This is a genomic window from Holophagaceae bacterium, from assembly GCA_016720465.1.
Classification (GTDB): Bacteria; Acidobacteriota; Holophagae; order Holophagales; family Holophagaceae; genus JANXPB01.
In genome coordinates, this window is sequence record JADKKO010000004.1 from 134,551 (window position 1) to 152,821 (window position 18,271).

The 18,271-nt window shown below is 57.4% G+C and carries 14 protein-coding genes; 11 read left to right on the forward strand and 3 right to left on the reverse strand.

Annotated elements, in window-relative coordinates; genetic code table 11:
- Positions 1-773: 773 nt before the first annotated feature.
- The 9 genes from IPQ13_08045 (at position 774) to IPQ13_08085 (ending at position 12,028) form a co-directional block, all read left to right on the forward strand.
- The gene (locus IPQ13_08045; protein MBL0210842.1) at positions 774-1,457 is read left to right on the forward strand and encodes a transposase; all 684 of its coding nucleotides are present in this window, start codon (positions 774-776) and stop codon (positions 1,455-1,457) included.
- Positions 1,458-1,468: 11 nt separating this feature from the next.
- The gene (locus tag IPQ13_08050) at positions 1,469-2,287 is read left to right on the forward strand and encodes a hypothetical protein (protein ID MBL0210843.1); all 819 of its coding nucleotides are present in this window, start codon (positions 1,469-1,471) and stop codon (positions 2,285-2,287) included.
- 22 nt (positions 2,288-2,309) lie between these two features.
- The gene (locus tag IPQ13_08055) at positions 2,310-3,155 is read left to right on the forward strand and encodes a serine/threonine protein kinase (protein ID MBL0210844.1); all 846 of its coding nucleotides are present in this window, start codon (positions 2,310-2,312) and stop codon (positions 3,153-3,155) included.
- Positions 3,152-4,384: a hypothetical protein gene (locus IPQ13_08060; GenBank protein ID MBL0210845.1), complete on the forward strand. Its 1,233-nt coding sequence runs from the start codon at positions 3,152-3,154 to the stop codon at positions 4,382-4,384. Before IPQ13_08055 ends, IPQ13_08060 begins: the two co-directional genes overlap by 4 nt.
- Before the next feature lie 858 nt (positions 4,385-5,242).
- On the forward strand, positions 5,243-7,270 hold the full coding sequence (locus IPQ13_08065) for a hypothetical protein (GenBank protein ID MBL0210846.1): 2,028 nt from the start codon (positions 5,243-5,245) through the stop codon (positions 7,268-7,270).
- Positions 7,271-7,556: 286 nt separating this feature from the next.
- On the forward strand, positions 7,557-8,486 hold the full coding sequence (locus tag IPQ13_08070; GenBank protein MBL0210847.1) for a patatin-like phospholipase family protein: 930 nt from the start codon (positions 7,557-7,559) through the stop codon (positions 8,484-8,486).
- Positions 8,487-8,520: 34 nt separating this feature from the next.
- Entirely contained in the window at positions 8,521-9,135 is a 615-nt protein-coding gene (gene gmk, locus IPQ13_08075; GenBank protein ID MBL0210848.1) for a guanylate kinase, read from the forward strand.
- A gap of 58 nt (positions 9,136-9,193) precedes the next feature.
- The gene (locus IPQ13_08080; GenBank protein MBL0210849.1) at positions 9,194-10,780 is read left to right on the forward strand and encodes a S41 family peptidase; all 1,587 of its coding nucleotides are present in this window, start codon (positions 9,194-9,196) and stop codon (positions 10,778-10,780) included.
- A gap of 102 nt (positions 10,781-10,882) precedes the next feature.
- Positions 10,883-12,028, forward strand: a complete 1,146-nt coding sequence (locus IPQ13_08085; GenBank protein MBL0210850.1) for an acyl-CoA dehydrogenase — start codon at positions 10,883-10,885, stop codon at positions 12,026-12,028.
- A gap of 134 nt (positions 12,029-12,162) precedes the next feature.
- On the opposite strand, the gene tnpA is transcribed toward IPQ13_08085, so the two are convergent.
- Positions 12,163-12,513 carry an IS200/IS605 family transposase gene (gene tnpA / locus IPQ13_08090; protein MBL0210851.1) on the reverse strand — a complete coding sequence of 117 codons (351 nt, stop codon included), beginning with the start codon at positions 12,511-12,513 and terminating at the stop codon, positions 12,163-12,165.
- Between the two features lie 239 nt (positions 12,514-12,752).
- Between tnpA and IPQ13_08095 the strand changes: the two genes are divergently transcribed.
- Together IPQ13_08095 and IPQ13_08100 are read left to right on the forward strand one after the other, a co-directional pair.
- Positions 12,753-14,834, forward strand: a complete 2,082-nt coding sequence (locus IPQ13_08095; GenBank protein MBL0210852.1) for a S9 family peptidase — start codon at positions 12,753-12,755, stop codon at positions 14,832-14,834.
- Positions 14,821-15,165 carry a hypothetical protein gene (locus IPQ13_08100; GenBank protein ID MBL0210853.1) on the forward strand — a complete coding sequence of 115 codons (345 nt, stop codon included), beginning with the start codon at positions 14,821-14,823 and terminating at the stop codon, positions 15,163-15,165. The genes IPQ13_08095 and IPQ13_08100 overlap by 14 nt, the downstream gene beginning before the upstream one ends.
- A gap of 88 nt (positions 15,166-15,253) precedes the next feature.
- Here the strand turns inward: IPQ13_08100 and aceA are convergent, their stop codons facing one another.
- Both aceA and aceB read right to left on the reverse strand, forming a co-directional pair.
- The gene (gene aceA / locus IPQ13_08105) at positions 15,254-16,525 is read right to left on the reverse strand and encodes an isocitrate lyase (GenBank protein MBL0210854.1); all 1,272 of its coding nucleotides are present in this window, start codon (positions 16,523-16,525) and stop codon (positions 15,254-15,256) included.
- A gap of 26 nt (positions 16,526-16,551) precedes the next feature.
- Positions 16,552-18,183 carry a malate synthase A gene (aceB, locus tag IPQ13_08110; GenBank protein ID MBL0210855.1) on the reverse strand — a complete coding sequence of 544 codons (1,632 nt, stop codon included), beginning with the start codon at positions 18,181-18,183 and terminating at the stop codon, positions 16,552-16,554.
- Positions 18,184-18,271: the final 88 nt, after the last annotated feature.

Consider the following 18,271-nt stretch of genomic DNA (forward strand, 5'->3'; position numbering starts at 1 on the left):
TTAGGGATTGATATAGCACCCCCAGGGGACCTACGCGGACAACCCAAGCTCGTTGCGCAGATCGTGAATGGTGCTCCCCGGCTCCAGGATCCCTGCGAGGTGCCAGCGTAGAAACTCGTTCACGATGTCCATCGCATCGTCGGTCAGAAGTGTCCCCATATGGATGCGTTAATGGTGGTGGTCGACAATGGATTGGAGTTAGCACAACCGGAGGATGGAGTTCTGGGTGGCTCCCTTTAACGGAAGGTGGTCCCAAAGTAAGTGCGGATAAGTGCCGTGTCTAATTTTGTCGACGAGTTCCGGACGGAATCCAGCCCACTGCCCGTTCTTGTCCGTGCCGAAAAATGGTGCGATACGAAAACAATCCTCATGCTGATAGGAGGGGTCACCCTTCCGAAGGGAGACATCCCCCTTCATCTGGGTCCCTGCAATAACGATTGCCGGCCGGGGCCTCACTACCCCAACCCGCCAAGAGACGTCCTCATGGTGGGGTAGCGCCGCCGCGGGAAGCTTCTGTGGAGGGGGGGGCTGACCGCAAAAGGTTTCAGAGTGAATCTCACCCGGCCATGGTCGCCCTGTGAGTTTGGCAGACGTTTCGCCTCAAGGCGCGCGGGATGTCCAGGAACAGCGGCAATCATGCTGCCGCGGTGCAGAGCCTGTTGGATCAAGGATGCTGGAAATCTCATCGCCAGGTGATTTCATGCCCACGCCTTCTTTATTGAGAAAGGCGATCCGCCCTTGCATTGATAATAGATATGCATTAATATCCTGATATGCTTAATGACCGGGATTTCCTTCAAGTTGTCTTAGATGCCAGGTGGCCGAACGGAATCCGCTGCCAGAAATGTCAGGGCAGCCGAGGAGCACTCATCCCTACCAAGCGCCTGTGGGCCTGCTCGGCCACAGGATGCTCTGGCCAGGTCTCTCTCCTGACAGGAACAATCTTTTCGGATTCAAGAAAGCCGTTGAATAAATGGATTTTCGCCCTTCAGGTTTTTCTGGATGCCAAAGGCCGTCTTTCAGCCTCCGAGTTCCAGATCAAAGTTGGCCTAGGGTCAAATCACACGGCACTTCGATGGCTCAAGGCAATCCGCGAATTGGCGGGCAAAGTAGCTATTCGTCATGGCGGTCTTCCTTCTCAATGGATTTCATTTCTGAGGACCAACTCGCTCCTCAACCCAAGTCGGAGTCGGGGTGATGCAGCTTGTCTGAGAAGTTGCATTGAACGAGCCTGCAATCTCCTAAAGCACGGCTCGCGACGTGGCCCAATTGCCGCTCCGGCTGAATTGGCCAATGAAGATAAGGATTTCGGAAGGGATTCACTCCGATCCAGGATCCTGGAAATCGGATTTTGGATTTGGATGGGCAAACCCAAATCGCCAACGTCACTGCTGCGGTTGATAGCAGCGATGCCGCATGGACGATCCTTAGCGCTGAAACCCACGCAGGCGAACTAAAAGGAGCGACTATGCAGCAGCTTCAATCTATCCAGGTCCTTGGATGCGGTCTAGCGTCGCCAGAAGCTCCGGTAAGGTTTGCCGAGACGGATCTTGCTGTACCCTTACGATATCATCGTGAGGCAAGCTTGGTCGTAGATGTAGCAAAAACAGGATGCCTAGGGCTTGGATTACGGACACGGACCGAGCGAGTAGGACCTGAGTCTGCGCTTGTTGATGAGTTTCTTGGCGAGGTCTCGTTTGTTCATTCCGATGAGCAGCGCGTCTTCATTCTAAAAGAGCCGCAAATCGGCCAATCCTTCCCAGACGTTGTCGTCGTCGTATATGAGCCCAAGAACCTAGAGCAGTGGCCAAAAGCTCGGCGAGAACTCACAACCGAGGACCTCAGACTTCTTCAACTGATCCACACGAATCGTGGTGCGTCCGAAAATGAGTTGAAGTTCTTTCTCGGAAAGATGCCTTCTAGGGCCCTTGAGCGCCTACGGGCTGCGCAAATGATTGAGCGACAGGGTGACCGCTGGCATACGCGCGAGATGTCGAGCATATTCGCGTTGAGTTCTGTGTTGGCCTTCGAAGCGAAGATGTCTCCGACATCAAAGGTGCTTGAACAGGCTCTTGCGAATAAATGGTTTGCCACCAACTCAGCGATTCTCGTCCCGGCAATTGGTGGGCGATCCCGGATTGCAGAGGCGGCCAAGAGACATGATCTTAGTGTATACACGAAACAAGCTGGGAAACGCCTTTCCATCCGGCCAAAGCGATTTAACAAACCGCTCTCCTATGCAAGCTGGATCATCAATGAATGGGCTTGGAGATTGGCTACCCAGTAGCAAGGTCCCTTGGAGGAAGTGAATGGATGCTCTGGAGCTTGGTCGTCATTTCCCAAATGCATCCGGGATTTCACTTCTTGGAGCTGGAGGACAGAAGTTAGTCTTCGCAGCAACACACGCCACGCATGGTCCAATTGTGATCAAACTGATTCATCAGAATCAGGATCTCGAGCGAGTAAAACGTGAAGTTGATGCTGTGGAAATCATTAATTCAGCACGCGTACCGCCCGTCTTAGAAAAAGGGGCAATTACTGATGCTTCTGGCCGTGTCCATGTATGGCTCATCGAGGCTAGGATTCAAGGGCAATGCCTGCGCCAAGTCCTGCAGAAGGGCCCAGTCCCATACTCTCTGATTCCCACCTTGGGGCATGATCTGCTGGAAGCAATTCGCGATGCAGAGTCCCGCAGAATTGTTCATCGAGATATTAAGCCGGACAACGTGATGGTCGACCAGAACGGACGATTCTGGTTGCTGGATTTTGGGATTGCACGACACCTTGATAAATCATCCCTGACTGCGACTGTGAATGCCTGGGGCCTCGGCACCCCTGGTTATGCTCCACCTGAGCAATACAAGAACCAGAAGGATTTGATCCACACCTGCACAGATCTTTTTGCGCTGGGAACGACCATCTACGAAGCCGTTACTGGAGTAAACCCATACCTTCAGGGTGCAGGTTCTGTTGCGGAAGTGTTGAGAAGAATCGAATTCAAAGATGTTGTATTCGACCCCTCTCAGTTTCATGGGAATACAAAGCTTATTGGATTTCTATCAACAACCATGAATGCCCGCCGTTCCCATCGTCCGAGCTCCGCTCGCGATGCGCTTGGGTGGTGGCTGGACATTTTCCCCGAGGTGGCTACATGAGACTGATGCTTCAGTTCGGCTACGGAATGATGGACCTCTCCAAGGAGCTTCTAAAAGCATGGGGCGGTGGAGGGGTGATACTTAGCCCTCGAGATCTGGACGGGAATCAACTCCTCACATTCGCGAAGCAGGTCAACAAGCTCCCAGGAGCGTTTTGTTTGTTGGACCCACAGCACTACAACCCGAGTGCGAATCATGAGCGACTTGTAGCTCATGATTTCTGGCCGGCCAGCTATAACACGGGTTCTTTCTGGTCCGGCAATGCCCATCTTGAGCATCTCCGCAATATTAAGGAGACTAATGACCAGCTAGGAACGCCGCAAATCATTGCCCCCGGTCCGCTACTCAAGAAGGGTGATTCGAATTGGAAAGGCAAGTTGCAGACGATCGTGGATGGGTTTGAGAAAATCGCGCCGGATCGCGAGTATTACCTCACCATTGCTTTAAGTGAAGACCGGGCACTGTCCTCAAATTTCATTCACGAGCTGCTTGATGAACTCGAGAAGGTTGATGCATTCGGTGTCTACATTGTGGCGGAGCACCCAAAGAACGCATATCTCGTTGAGGATGTTGATTGGATTGCAAACCTTCTCGATCTGATTGCTGGCTGTCGTATCCAAGGGAAGGATGTCCTACTTGGGTACTGCAATCACCAGATGCTCATCGCGGGTTGTGCGGGAGCCAACCACATAGCGAGCGGAACATGGCTCAACGTCAGGGCTTTTACGGTCGGGAAATTTGATCAGGCCACTGATGATGACGACAGCAGGAAATCAACTTGGTACTACGTTCCTCAAGGGCTTTCTGAATTCAAGGTCAAAGATCTTGACCTGGCCCACAAGCGAAAGATATTGAACGCATTCAAACCCGATAAAAAATACGGCAGCCACTATGCAGATCCGATCTTCCTGGGACCTCAGCCCACGACTGTCTCCAAAGAACGAGCGGCATTCGCACATTACCTCCAGTGCTTGAAATTCCAGTCAGAAGGCGTTCAGAAGGCCACCTTCCCTGAGACCGTAGAGGCGTATGAGAAGGACCTGAAAGAATCGGAAGCCTCATTGGCGAAGATTCACAGCCTTGGAATACGAGCGCATTACAAGGACTTCGAGGACATCTTTAACATCAATCGGGTCGCGCTTAAGGGATTGGTCGACACCAGAGGAGCGATCCTGGAGAGAAAATGGTCAGCACTGATGGGCGGTGACGAGGAGAAAGAATCTGCATAGGTAACCAAGCGCTCGGTTGAGACCCCGATCATGGTTAGCCGGCTCGTTAGAACCTACACCTTGAAGAGAATGATCATTTGGAGGGGTATGCGAACTGGCTAATACATAAGTCTCCAGTTATTAATAACTTTCGACATATTTTACACGCGGCGACAATCATTCCTTCCCCTTTTGCATGAAACGACAAATATTCCTTCCTCACCCCTCTCCAAACCACCCTGAAAGAACTCTTTCTAGCCCGCAGAGCGACAAACTATCCTTCCCGGGTGCGACAGACTATGGTTCCGCGACACAGCTTTTTTTGGTGGAGGCGGCGGGAATTGAGCCCTCGGGATGGCGCGCAGGTAGGCGTAGCGTAGGGCGCATGCGCCCGCAGCGTTAAGCGCCGTGCGCAGCCAGCACGGAAGGGCAGATGGCCCTATCCCGGAACTCGCGGAGAGGACTGTTTTTATTTTTTTTCCTTTCCTATTTTCTGCTTTTGCTTTGTTTGGAGGCGGCGGGAATTGAGCCCACTGGATGGCACACAACTAGGTACACGCGAGCACGCAGGGCCACTACATGGTTATGCTCTCTGTCCGGCTTCCGTCATACTTGGACCAGTTGAGCCTCGGTCGGGGCCGTCAAATTCTTTTATAATTCGTGCATGGCAAGGCCTCGCTGTCCTTGGTTTGAGCTACTGGCCAGACGCATCAGATTCATTTTTTACCAAAGAGTTAGTAAAATAATAATATATTAATTAAATAAATAAACAAAAGGACGTGAGCATGCAAAAAAATTATAAACTCCGCATGAATATCCTTTTGATTTGTTTAATGTTTTCAACCATAGCAACCACATTATCTTGTGGCGGAGGTGGTCGTGATTCGGTTCCAACTCCACCTCCCCCCCCCTGCACCAATAGGCCCTCCGACAAATGTAGCGGCATCAGGAGGCCAAATCCCTGGCTTCAGCGAGGGCTCATTAGGCATCAAGATAACTTGGGATCCAAGTCCAGATAATGTGATTTACTACGAAATTCAACATACTTGGCCGGGGCAAATTCAGCCTATCATTATTGTCGTTTATTCGAGTGAACTAAGGGAACGCTGGATTTCGTTAGGACCAGAATTAATTCAAACTAGTATTCAGGTACGTGCATGGAAAAATGGAATTTATTCCACATGGTCGTCACCTGTATATCACAAAGCGGGTCCAAACCCACCTAGACTCGAAATACCAATTTTAGAAATTGATAATTCTGTACCGATTAAAATTGATCGAACCTCGCAGATGGCTGAAACAATAATCATTGAACGAGCTGAAGGTACTCCTGAATCGCATTCGAGCTGGGAAGTGATAAAGACAATTGATTACCTGGGTAATCCTTTGTTGAACACTTTTGATGCTGAAGTCAAAGAATTGCAAAATTATGTATATCGAGCCCGAAATCAATCACAAGGCTTGGTGGGAGGCTACTCACAAATTATTTTTGCATCTACTGGAGTATTTATACCAGACCATTTTAAAGCAGAGCAGGTTAACAGCGGAGTGAGAATAAGTTGGATTAATCGATCTAAAATATACACAGCTTTGGAACTATTCAGAGCCGACGATTTTTCACCTTCTGGATCACCTGTAGGAGAAGTACTTGTTTCAAGTATGGATGCAAATACAACGGAAGGATTTGATAATTCAATTATTCAAAGCGGATTCTATATATATTACCTCCGGTTAATAACTCCACAAACCAGGTGGTATGGATCAGTCTCCTCTGTCAGGTTCCTGGGTGTAGATTCCTTCCTAGAAAATACGTCAATGACGCTGCCACAGGTATTTACAGGGTTCCCCGGGGGACGCCCAAACGGCCCAACCTATACAATGACTGCTTATGACTATTCACTCACAATTAACAAGATTGGATTTGACCAAACTCCTGAGCATGTGATTAATCCAGTATCTGGGGCACCCCACCCAGGAATTTGGGTTGATCTCTCTGAGAATCCCCATCTGCTTTATTTAAAGCCCAACGGACCGCCTGGTGGCGCTCCTTCGCAAACATTCATACACACATGGATGGAAAATGAGATTTGGAAAGATGAAACAATTGGTGAGCTTCCAGTAAATATCCCATTTAATTGGGATGTGTACAGTCACGTTGCACTAGGCCCTGGTAACCCTCTGGCATTCACAGTAGATCATATTAATTTACTTGGTTTCCAACCTTACAACGAAGATACACGTAAATTTTATTGGAAGGAAAATGGAACCTGGAAACCTGTGGAATATAAATTTTTATTCCACGTCGATACCTCGTCAGGACTTTCAGAAGGTCATGTATTTCTTAGTTATACTGTCACCAAGGATGGCACCTGGTTTGTTGCGTATGCGGGAACAGGAAATAACCTCATACTCTTTCAATCCACTGACCATGGCTCAACATGGTCTAGGCGAGATTTTGATGTACCTATTGATTATAGCAATCGGCCAGTCATACATGTACATATTATCTCCACTGATCATTTATTCATTTTTAGAGAACGGCTCAGCGCTCCTCCTCGCCCTAGTCTCGAATGGAATGCCCAGCAAGTTATCAATGGACTCGGAGGCCCAGAAGAACATGTTTTATTCAGTAATTCTACAGGTCATGGAGTGACGATCAGGTCTAGGTTCAATGCAACTACCAACACACTGGCAATCCTAGCCGACCCAAGTACAGGTTTGACGGTTGGAATTCGCCAAAGCAATGGTGAATGGAAAATTTGTCCGGTTCTTCCAGGCGAATGGCGTATGGATGATCGACTGGATACTTGTCTTATCGATTGGGATGAAAGTCATAATAAACTGTATTTACTTGCTGATTATGAATCCATATTAGGTGGAATTAAAATGAAATTGATAGAATGGTAGAATACATTAAAAAACCATTAAACCAATAAGAGACTACGAATCAAATGAAATTATTCACACGCTAAGTGTTATTTCACTTAATCATTCATTAATGACGCTGCTATCAGTTGCCCATTTGTAGCACCAGTTCGGTCCCATCATCCGTGCGAGATTGTCATGATGCTATGCAAGCATTCGAATCAAAGCAGTTTCTGCTGGCTTCTCTCGTTTGGATCCTCTACCGGAGGGTCTCCACTCCACCCATCCGCTCCGCGCTATCCTCACATTCACTAGAGGATCCCCGATCATGCGTCTCCTACCCACCATCGCCATCGCACTTCTCTCCCTTCTCACCGCCTGCCAACCCGCCCCGCCCGTCACAATCCCCCGCCCCACCATCCCCCAGGGGCCTCCACCCAAGCCCAAGATCGCCCTGGTCCTGGGCGGCGGCGCGGCGCGGGGCTTCGCCCATGTGGGCGTCATCCGGGCGCTGGAGCAGGAGAAGATCCCCATCGACATGGTGGTGGGCACCAGCGTGGGCGGCCTCATCGGCGCGATCTACGCGGCCGATGTCAACAGCTTCGACCTGGAATGGACCGCCTTCCAGCTTGAAAAGGACGACCTCTTCGACTTCGGGGTGCTGAATGCGGTCGTAGGCATGGGGCTCGCGAAGGGCGACAAGCTCGAAGCCTGGGTGAAGGGCCACATCAAGACCGCGAATATCGAGAACATGAAGATCCCCTTCGCCGCCGTGGCGACCGACCTGAATTGGGGCCACAAAGTGGTGCTCGACAAAGGCTCCGTGGCCCGCGCCATAAGAGCAAGCGCCGCGATCCCGGGCGTCTTCCAGCCGGTCCAGCACCAGGGCAAGATCCTGGTGGATGGCGGCGTCACGGACAACATCCCCATCTCGGTGGCCAAGGCCAAGGGCGCGGATATCGTGATCGCCGTGGACATCAGCGCGAACCTCGGCAACACGAACATCACCAACCTCGTGGGCGTCACGCTCCAGGCCACGAGCATCATGTTCGCCCGCAACGTCGAACACGCCAAGAAGGACGCCGATGTCCTGATCACGCCCGGAGGCATCGGCGATGTCGGCATGCTCGATTTCACCCAGAAGAAACGCTGCATGCAGGCAGGCATCGCGGCCACGCAGCAGGCCATGCCGGCCATCCGCAAGGCCATCGAGGCCTGGGTCGCGGCCCATACGCAGCCGGTCGTCCAAACGCCTTGATTCCCCGTTAAGCTATTGTTTTGGGCTGTTTTTCATGCGCACCCATCCCGGCAACGTCTTCGTGATCTCCGCCCCTTCGGGGACGGGTAAGTCCACGCTGGCCCACCGGCTGGTGGCTTCGCTCGACGATCTCATCTTCTCCATTTCCACCACCACGCGCGCGCCGCGGGCCAGCGAGGTGGACGGCAAGGACTATTTTTTTGTGGATGACGCGACCTTCGACCGGATGGTGCACGAGGACGGCTTCATCGAGTGGGTGCAGGTCTACGGGAACCGCTATGGGACAGGCCGGAAGTGGCTCCAGGGCGTTCTTGATTCGGGCCAGGACGTGCTGCTGGATATCGAGACCACCGGCGCCTTGAACCTGCGCCGCGCCATTCCCGACGCGGTGATGATCTTCATCCTCCCGCCTTCCGCGGCGGAGCTGGAGCGCCGCCTGCGCGGACGGGGCAAGGACTCCGAAACGCAGATCCAGGAGCGCTTGAAATATGCCCGGCATGAGCTGGAGCTTTACCACGCCTATGATTTCCTGGTGGTGAACGAGGACCTGGAATCGGCGTACAGGCAGATGGAATCCATCGTCTGGGCTACCCGGGTCCGCCGGGAACGCATGGTGGGAAAAGCGCAGGCGATACTAAGCGGGTTCTAGGCCCGGAACGAGAACAGCCATGGCAGCACCCAAACAGTTACACGGCAAAGGATTGAAAATGGCGCGTTGGGTTTCGAAAAACTGGATGTGGGTCATGGTGGCGGGCACCACCGCCGTCTACGCGCCGCTGGCGGGGCGCACCGGCGACGAGCGGGCCCAGGCCCGGAGCCTGGACACGCTCACGGAAATCATGGGCCTGTTGGAAAAAAAGACCGTCGAGCCGCCGAATCCGCGGCAGCTCACCAAGTCCAGCATCCAGGGCATGCTCCACACCCTGGATCCCCACTCGAACTACATGGATGAAGGCGAATTCCGCATGATGCGCGAGGACCAGCGGGCCTCGTTCTACGGCATCGGCTCCATCATCAGCCAGCAGGCGGACGGCATCGTGGTCATGTCCACGGTGCGGGGCGGCCCCAGCGAGAAGGTGGGCATCCGGCCTGGCGACTACCTGCGGGAGATCGACGGCAAAAGCACCGAGGGCTGGACCAACACCCAAGCTGTGCAGAAGCTCCGGGGCGAAAAAGGGACGCCGGTGGAGGTGGCCGTGCAGCGGGCCGGCTACCCGGACCTGGTGCGCTTCACCATCACCCGCGGGGAAATCCCCACCAACAGCGTCTATTACGCCTTCATGCTGGACAAGGACACGGGCTTCATCCTGATCAAGGACTTCGGCGAAGCCACCAGCGAAGAGTTCGAGCGGGCCGTGGAGAAGCTCAAGGGCCAGGGCATGAAAAAGCTCGTGCTGGACCTGCGCAACAACGGCGGCGGCGTGCTGGATGCGGCCGTGGGCATCTGCCGGCAGCTGGTGGGTCCCGGCGAACTGATCGTCACGCAGAAGGGCCGCGACGGCCGCGACACGGTCGAGACCCGGGCGCCCAAGGGTTCGGTCATGGATCCCTTCCCCGTGGTGATCCTCGTGAACCGCGGCACCGCCTCGGCTTCGGAAATCGTCACGGGCGCCGTGCAGGACCACGACCGCGGACTGGTGGTCGGCACCACCTCCTGGGGCAAGGGCCTGGTGCAGAGCGTCCTCACCATCGGCCGCAGCCGCGGCCTGGCGCTCACCACCGGCCGCTACTACACCCCCTCGGGGCGCAGCATCCAGCGCGACTACATGCACGGGCTGGACGACTACTACAACCCCGAAGAGGATGCCAAGGTTCCCATCAAGCCCGAAGGCCCGCCCTACAAGACGGACCTGGGCCGCACGGTCTACGGCGGCGGGGGCATCACGCCGGACTACATCGTGCCCGCCGCCCTGCTCAAGCCCTTTGTGGGCAATCTCCGCTTCCGCACCTCGGCCTTCTTCAAGTTCGCCGTGCACGAAAAAGAGCGCTTCGGCGTGAAGCAGGATGTGGGCGCCGACGACGTGGTGCTGGCGAGGTTCCGGCAATGGACCCTGGAACAGAAGATCGCCATCACCGACAAGGAGTGGGAAGAGAACAAGGAGGAGATGCGGGACCAGATCTCCTATGAGATGCAGAACCTGGCCTACGGACTGGACGCGGGCTTCAAGTACCTCTGCACCAAGGATCCCCAGGTGCAGAAGGCCCTTTCCCTGATGCCCGAAGCCGCCGGCTTGGCCCAGAAAAAGATCCTCGTCCAGAAGCTGGGGGTCGCGACCACCGTGGCGCAATACTGATCCATCCAGGCAACTACATTAGATTAATTTATGACTTCATAAATTAATCGTGCACCCGCGGTCCAGGGCCAGTAGGCTTGGCTCTAACCGAGCGGGGCCACCATGGATTTCACCCTTCCTGAACATGTCGAAGCGCTGCGCCAGTCGTTGCGCAAATTCGCCGAAAAGGAGATCCGTCCCCACGTCATGGAATGGGATGAATCCAAAACCTATCCCATGGCCATCATCAAGCAGCTTGGCGAAATGGGGATGCTCGGCGTCATCTTCCCCGAGGAATACGGCGGCGCGGGCATGGGCTACATCGAGTACGCCGTGGTGGTGGAAGAACTTTCACGGGTCTGCGGCAGCGTCGGCATCAGCATCGCGGCCCACAACAGCCTCTGCTCGAACCACATCTACGCCATGGGCAACGAGGCGCAGAAACAGAAATACCTAAAGCCCTTGGCGTCGGGGAAAGTGATCGGCGCCTGGGGCCTCACGGAGCCCGGCGCAGGCAGCGACGCCGGCGCGCAGCTCACCACCGCCCGCAAAGACGGCAGCCACTACATCCTGAACGGCACCAAGAATTTCATCACCCACGGCACCGTGGGCGAGATCGCCGTCGTGATGGCCCGCACCAGCCCCGGCAATGGGACCAACGGCATCAGCGCCTTCATCCTTGAGAAAGGCATGCCCGGCTTCCGCGCCGGCAAGCAGGAAAACAAGTTGGGACTGCGCGCCAGCGACACCTCGGAACTCATCTTCGAGGATGTGAAGGTGCCCGCCGAAAACATGCTGGGCGAAGAGGGCGTGGGGTTCCGCCAGGCCATGAAGACGCTGGACGGCGGCCGCATCAGCATCGGCGCCCTGGCGCTTGGAATGGCCCAAGGGGCCTACGAAGAGTCCGTGAAGTATTCCAAGATCCGCCACACCTTCGGCAAGCCCCTGAGCGGGCATCAGGCCATCCAGTTCAAGCTCGCGGACATGGCCGTGCAGATCGAGGCCGCGCGCCTGCTCATCTACCAGGCGGCGAATCTCAAGGACCAGGGCCTGCCCTACGCCAAGGCCGCCAGCATGGCCAAGCTCTTCAGCTCCGAGATCGCCTGCAAGGTGGCCGAGGAGGCCGTGCAGATCCACGGCGGCTACGGCTACATCAAGGATTACCCCGTGGAAAAGTACTACCGCGACGTGAAGCTCTGCACCATCGGCGAAGGCACCTCGGAAATCCAGAGGACCGTCATCGCGCGGTACATCCTGAATGAATTTTGAACCACGAACGAACGCGAATAGCCGCGAGTAAATATCCCCCGGCAGAGCCGGGGGCTTTATCAGTGAGCCGCTCAAAGCGCCCCATTTGTTGAGCCACCTTACGGTGGCGACCTTAGCGAAAGAGTGAAAGTTGTTCAAATCTCTGATCCTCTTTTTCTTGGTGCCGGATGTAATCCGCACCACCGCTTGTCGCGCCCCACCGTTGACACGAAATACCCTCGTGCCCAAAGTGCTGCCCACGAAATTGCGCTTCTCTCCATACACCCGCGCCAAATGGATCGCGCTCTTCCCTTTGATGAACCGATCACCTGCGACACCGCATACTTCGGTGGAATCGAGATCAGCATGTGAACGTGGTCAGCCATCAGGTGCCCTTCCTCGATTCGACTCTCCTTCTGCTCCGCCAACTTCCGGAACACCTCACCCAGATGTGGCCGCAGCTTTTCGTAAAGTGTCTTTCTCCTACACTTCGGAATGAAGACGATGTGATACTTACACTCCCATTTCGAGGGCTTAGACTTTCAGTCAGGTCCATCTTGGTTCTCCTCCTGTGTGTGCTTGGCGGCTCACAAGAATGAGTTTCCGAGATGGACTCCCTTGAATGTCAAACTTCTGCTGTCACCCCGGCAGAGCCGGGGGTTTTCCTGGGATAAATAAAAACGATGTGCGGGCGGGCCTTCCAGCCCGCCCGTTATCATTCAGGTAGTCAACTGGGAGCCCCCCCATGCGCATCCTCCTCACGCCCATCGCCGCGCTGCTGGCCCTGGCCCCTGCTTCCGCCGGGAGGCCCATGCAGGTCGCGGATCTCTTCAAGGTCAAGCGGGTGGGGGATCCGCAGGTGTCGGCCCTGGGCGACATCGCCTACCAGGTGGGGTCGGTCGATCTGGAAAGCAACCGGGTCACCACCCGCATCTGGCTCCAGCGGGCCGGGCGGGAGGGCGCGCCGGGCATGAAGGAGCCCGCCCCCCTGAACCTGGGGGAAGGCTCCCAATCCCATCCCCGCTTCAGCCCCGATGGCACCAAGATCTGCTTCGAGCAGGGCGGCCAGCTCTGGATCGAGGATACGGCCGGGCGCATCCGGCGCCAGCTCACGACGGTGCCCGGCGGCGCCAGCGGGGCCTCCTGGAGCCCCGACGGCAAGTGGATCGCCTTCACGTCCGCCATCGTGCCCTCCGGCAGCTGGGATGACAACGCCAAGTACCTCGCCGCCAAAGCCAAATCGAAAACCAGCCTCCGCCGCTATGGCACCCTGATGTTCCGCCGCTGGACCGAATGGTTCGACCCCTTGCAGAAGCAGCATCTCTTCGTGGTCCGGGCGGACACGCCGCCGGCGCCCACGGAATTCCCGCGGGATCTGACCCCGGGCTTCGGCTTCGATGCGCCGAATTTCGCGGATGTCGCCAGTGGCGACGAGTACGCCTGGGCGCCGGACTCCAGGTCCATCGCCTTCGGCGCCAATCCCCAGCAGGACCAGGCCATCAGCACCAATGGCGAAATCTTCGAAGTGGCCCTGGCCGGCGGCCTTCCCAGGCTCATCAGCCGGAATCCGGCCATGGACACGACACCGCGCTATTCGCCGGACGGCAAGTACATGGCCTGGCGGGCCCAGATGCGGCCCGGGTACGAGGCGGACAAGTTCCGGCTCTGGATCATGGACCGTGCCTCCGGGAAGGTCGTGAAGACCACGGAAAGCTTGGATCTCAGTGTGGGGAATTACTCATGGAACGGCGATGGGATCCTCTTCACCGCCGACGAGAAGGGCAAGGTGGAGCTCTATGCCTGGGAGCCCTTCGGGGATGCCAAGGCCCGGCGCATCAGCGATGGCCTGCATGTGGAAAGCCTCGCGGTGATGCCCGGCGGCGACCGAGTGCTCGCCCAGATGAGCAGCACCGCGGCGCCGATGGATGTCTACACCGTGGACCTGAAATCCGGGAAGGCGACCCGGGCAACCCACCACAACGCAGCGCTGGCCGAGGAGCTGGGACTCAACCAGCCGGAACCATTCTGGTTCAAAGGCGGCGCGGGCAAGGATGGGAAAGCGCCGCGGGTGCAGGGTTTCATCATCAAACCCGTGGATTTCGACCCCGCCAAAAGCTACCCCGTGGTCTACCTGATCCACGGCGGGCCCCAAGGGGCCTGGAGTGACGCCTGGAGCCACCGCTGGAATCCCCAATTGTGGGCCGGTGCCGGTTTTGTGGTGGTGGAAGTGAATCCCCGCGGCTCCTTCGGATACGGCCAGATCTTCACTGATGAGATCCGTGGCGATTGGAACGGCCTGGTGATGAAGGACATCATGAACGGCCTGGACGCGGCCTTGAAGCAGGTGCCCAATGCCGATCCGAAGCGCGTGGTGGCCGCGGGCGCCAGCTACGGCGGCTACGCGGTGAACTGGATGGCCGGCCACTATGCGGACCGCTTTGCGGCCTTCATCAGCCACGCGGGCATCTACAACACCGAGTCCATGCAGCTGGCCACCGAAGAGTTGTGGTTCCCGCGCTGGGAATTCAAGGGCTGGCCCTGGGAGAACCCGCAGACCAAGGCCTTGTGGCAGCGCCAGAGCCCCCACAACGCCGCGCAGAATTTCAAAAAGCCCATGCTCGTGTCCCACGGCGAGCTGGATTACCGCGTGCCCTTCACCGAAGGCATCCAGCTCTACCAGACCCTCCAGCTGCGCCACGTGCCCAGCGAATTCCTGGTCTGGCCCGACGAGGGCCACTGGGTGCTGAAACCCCAGAACAGCCAGGCCTGGCACAAGGCTGTGCTGGGCTGGGCCGAGAAATGGACGAAGGCCGATGCCGGAAAGTAAGGCGCCCGGGAACGGACCTGCGCCCACCTATTGGTCCCGCTACTGGGCCTTTTTCGCGAAATTCCCCTGGCTCGGCGATTCCGAGGAAGACGTCCTAAAACGCTTCGGCTGCACCAACGCTCAACTGATCACCTTGCATCTCATCGGCATTCTGCTGGCGCTCATCACCACCGCGCTCTGGGTCTTCGAGCCCATCCGCGCGCTGCCCATCCACACGCTTTTCCAGACCCTGCTCTTCGTGGCTTCCACCATGTTCCTGCGCCCGGCCTTCATGCTGCTCTCGCAGTCGGTGATGTCCCTGGGTAGCGGCGGGGATGACGATGGGTTCTGAAATCTGGAACCGCGAAAATCGCTAAATAACGCGAAAAAACATCTGGTTAACATTTCGCGTAGTTTCGCGTATTTCGCGGTTCAAGGTTTTAAAACTGCGCGGCCTCGGTGCTTTCTTGCAGGGCCATCGTCGAGGACAGTCCCGCTGAGATGACTTGAGTCACGGTGTCGAAGTAGCCGGTGCCCACTTCGCGCTGGTGGCGGGTGGCGGTGTAGCCGCGCACTTCCGCGGCGATCTCGGCAGCCTGCAACTGCACATACGCCGACATCCCTTCGTCCTTGTAGGCGTGGGCCAGCTCGAACATGCCGTGGTTCAGGCTGTGGAAGCCCGCCAGGGTCACGAACTGGAACTTGTAGCCCATGGCGTTCAGCTCCCGCTGGAAGCGCGCGATGGTGGCGGCGTCCAGATGTTTCTGCCAGTTGAAGGAGGGCGAACAGTTGTAGGCCAGCAGCTTGGTGGGATAGTCCTTGCGGATGCTTTCGGCGAATTTTTTCGCGTCGGCGAGGTCCGGCGTGGAGGTCTCGCACCACACGAGGTCCGCGTAGGGCGCGTAGGCCAGGCCCCGGGCGATGGCGCAGTCAATGCCGCCCTTGATGTGGAAGAAGCCCTCGGGTGTGCGCTCTCCAGTGATGAAGGGATGGTCTCGCTCGTCTACGTCCGAGGTGAGCAGCTTCGCGCTATCGGCGTCGGTGCGGGCAATGATGACCGAAGGCACATCAAGCACATCCGAGGCCAGGCGGGCCGCCACCAGGGTGCGGAGGAACTGGCCAATCGGCACCAGCACCTTGCCGCCCAGATGGCCGCACTTCTTCTCGCTTGATAGCTGGTCTTCGAAGTGCACACCCGCGGCGCCGGCTTCGATCATGGATTTCATCAGTTCGAAGGCGTTGAGCGGTCCGCCGAATCCGGCCTCCGCGTCCGCCACGATGGGCGCCAACCAGTGGGTGTCCGTGCGGCCTTCGGCGTAGTCGATCTGGTCCGCCCGCACCAAGGCTGCGTTGATGCGCTTCACCAACTGAGGCACCGAATTCGCGGGATACAGGCTCTGGTCTGGATACGTGGCGCCAGAGGTGTTGGCATCCGCCGCCACCTGCCAGCCACTGCAATAGATCGCTTGGAGACCCGCACGCACCTGCTGGACGGCCTGCCCGCCGGTCATGGCGCCCAGGGCCGCCACGTGGTTTTCCTCATGGAGCAGGTCCCACAGGCGATGGGCGCCGAGGTTCGCCAGGGTGTGCTCCACCTTCACGGAGCCGCGCAACTTCTTCACCTCCACAGGCGTGTAGGGTCGCGCGATGCCCTGGAAGCGCCGGGGATCGTGGTGGGCGTTCGGGTTCAGCTGGTTCAGTTCGGGGGGCATGGTTGCTCCTAAAAGGTGGCTTGAGGTCAGCTGACGCGGGCCATCAGCTCGTCGGCGAGCAGATTCCCGTAGGCCGGGATGGTGAGGAAATCCTGCAATACCGCATCGGTGCAGAGGGATTCGAAGAGGAGCCGGGCTTCGGCGAAGCAGCTGCCAGTGAACCGCGAATCGCCCAGCTCGGCGCGCAGCCGCGCCATCTCCTCGACGATGATCTGTGCCAGCCGGGGCCGGTCCACGATGCGGCCATCCGTGAGGAGCACGCGGTGGTGGAGCCATTGCCAAACCTGGGCCCGGCTTATTTCGGCGGTGGCGGCGTCTTCCATCAGATGGTCGATGGGCACACAGCCGTTGCCCCCCAGCCAGGCCTCCAGGTAGCGGATGCCGACGCGGACATTGTGCCGCAGGCCCGCTTCGGTACGGGGTCCATCCGGCACCTGCAACAGATCATCCGCGGTGATGGTTCCAAGACTGCCCTTCACGTGCAATTGGTTAGGGCCGGACATGTGCGCATCGAAGACTTCGGTCGCCAGGGCCACCAGCCCTGGATGCGCCACCCAGGTGCCATCGTGGCCATCGGTGACTTCGCGCAGCTTGTCCTGCCGCACGCGTTCCATGGCCTTTTCATTGGCTTCCACATCCTCCTTGATGGGGATCTGGGCCGCCATGCCGCCCATGGCCAGGGCGCCCCGCCGGTGGCAGGTCTGGATGAGCAGCTGGCTGTAGGTCCTCAGAAAAGGTTGCATCATGCCGACGCTGGCGCGATCCGGCAGTACGGCGCCCGGGTCCATGCGCCGCTTCTTGATGAAGCTGAAGATGTAATCCCAGCGGCCGCAATTCAGGCCCGCGATGTGGTCCTTCAGGGCGAACAGGATCTCGTCCATCTGGAATGCGGCAGGCAAGGTTTCGATGAGCACCGTGGCGCGGATGCTCCCCGGCCTCAGCCCGAGGGCCGCTTCCGTATGCACAAAAATATCGCGCCAGAGCGTGGCTTCCTCGTGGTGCTCCAGCTTGGGAAGGTACAGGTAGGGACCGCTGCCCCGGTCCACCAATTCCTTGGCGTTGTGGAAGACATAGAGCCCGAAATCGAAGAGCGGCGCGGGTACCACGACGCCATCCACGGCCATGTGCCGCTCCTCCAGATGCAGGCCCCGGGGCCGCACCATCAGGACCGCAGGTTTTTCGTTCAGCCGGTAGCTGCGGCCGGTGGCGCCATCCTCGAATTGAAGCGTGCGCCGCACCGCCTGCATCAGGTTCTTCTGGCCTTCCAGCAGGCGGTTCCAGGTGGGGGCGCAGGAATCCTCGAAGTCCGCCATGAAACAGCGGGCGCCCGAGTTCAGGGCGTTGATGACCATCTTGCGGTCCGGGGGACCGGTGATCTCCACGCGGCGGTCCCGGAGGTCCTCCGGAAGCGGGGCGATGGTCCAGTCCCCGTCCCGGATGGCGCGAGTATCGGGCAGGAAATCCAGGCGCTTGCCGGCATCGAGCTCGGCCTGGACCCGGAGCCGGGCCTTCAGCAGGGTCTGGATGCGGGGTTGGAAGGCGCGCGCCAGGTCGGCGACGAAAGCCAGGGCCTCGGAACCCAACACCTCCTCTCGAAGCCGGTGGTCCGGGTCCAAGAGTGAAATTCCAGGAAGTTTCGGGCTAGCTTCGCATCGCATAGGCGTATCCTAGGTGAGATGTAAAATATTTACTCCACGCACAAGGTGCGCAAGATGTGTTTCATAAATATGGTGTTAATTAAGTAAA

Bases quoted from the DNA above. Each gene is read 5' to 3' on its own strand.
- IPQ13_08055 (MBL0210844.1), top strand. From the start codon at position 2,310: ATGGATGCTCTGGAGCTTGGTCGTCATTTCCCAAATGCATCCGGGATT.
- IPQ13_08050 (MBL0210843.1), top strand. From the start codon at position 1,469: ATGCAGCAGCTTCAATCTATCCAGGTCCTTGGATGCGGTCTAGCGTCG.
- gmk (MBL0210848.1), top strand. From the start codon at position 8,521: ATGCGCACCCATCCCGGCAACGTCTTCGTGATCTCCGCCCCTTCGGGG.
- IPQ13_08070 (MBL0210847.1), top strand. From the start codon at position 7,557: ATGCGTCTCCTACCCACCATCGCCATCGCACTTCTCTCCCTTCTCACC.
- IPQ13_08100 (MBL0210853.1), top strand. From the start codon at position 14,821: ATGCCGGAAAGTAAGGCGCCCGGGAACGGACCTGCGCCCACCTATTGG.
- IPQ13_08085 (MBL0210850.1), top strand. From the start codon at position 10,883: ATGGATTTCACCCTTCCTGAACATGTCGAAGCGCTGCGCCAGTCGTTG.
- IPQ13_08045 (MBL0210842.1), top strand. From the start codon at position 774: ATGCTTAATGACCGGGATTTCCTTCAAGTTGTCTTAGATGCCAGGTGG.
- aceB (MBL0210855.1), bottom strand. From the start codon at position 18,183: ATGCGATGCGAAGCTAGCCCGAAACTTCCTGGAATTTCACTCTTGGAC.
- aceA (MBL0210854.1), bottom strand. From the start codon at position 16,525: ATGCCCCCCGAACTGAACCAGCTGAACCCGAACGCCCACCACGATCCC.
- IPQ13_08060 (MBL0210845.1), top strand. From the start codon at position 3,152: ATGAGACTGATGCTTCAGTTCGGCTACGGAATGATGGACCTCTCCAAG.
- IPQ13_08080 (MBL0210849.1), top strand. From the start codon at position 9,194: ATGGCGCGTTGGGTTTCGAAAAACTGGATGTGGGTCATGGTGGCGGGC.
- IPQ13_08095 (MBL0210852.1), top strand. From the start codon at position 12,753: ATGCGCATCCTCCTCACGCCCATCGCCGCGCTGCTGGCCCTGGCCCCT.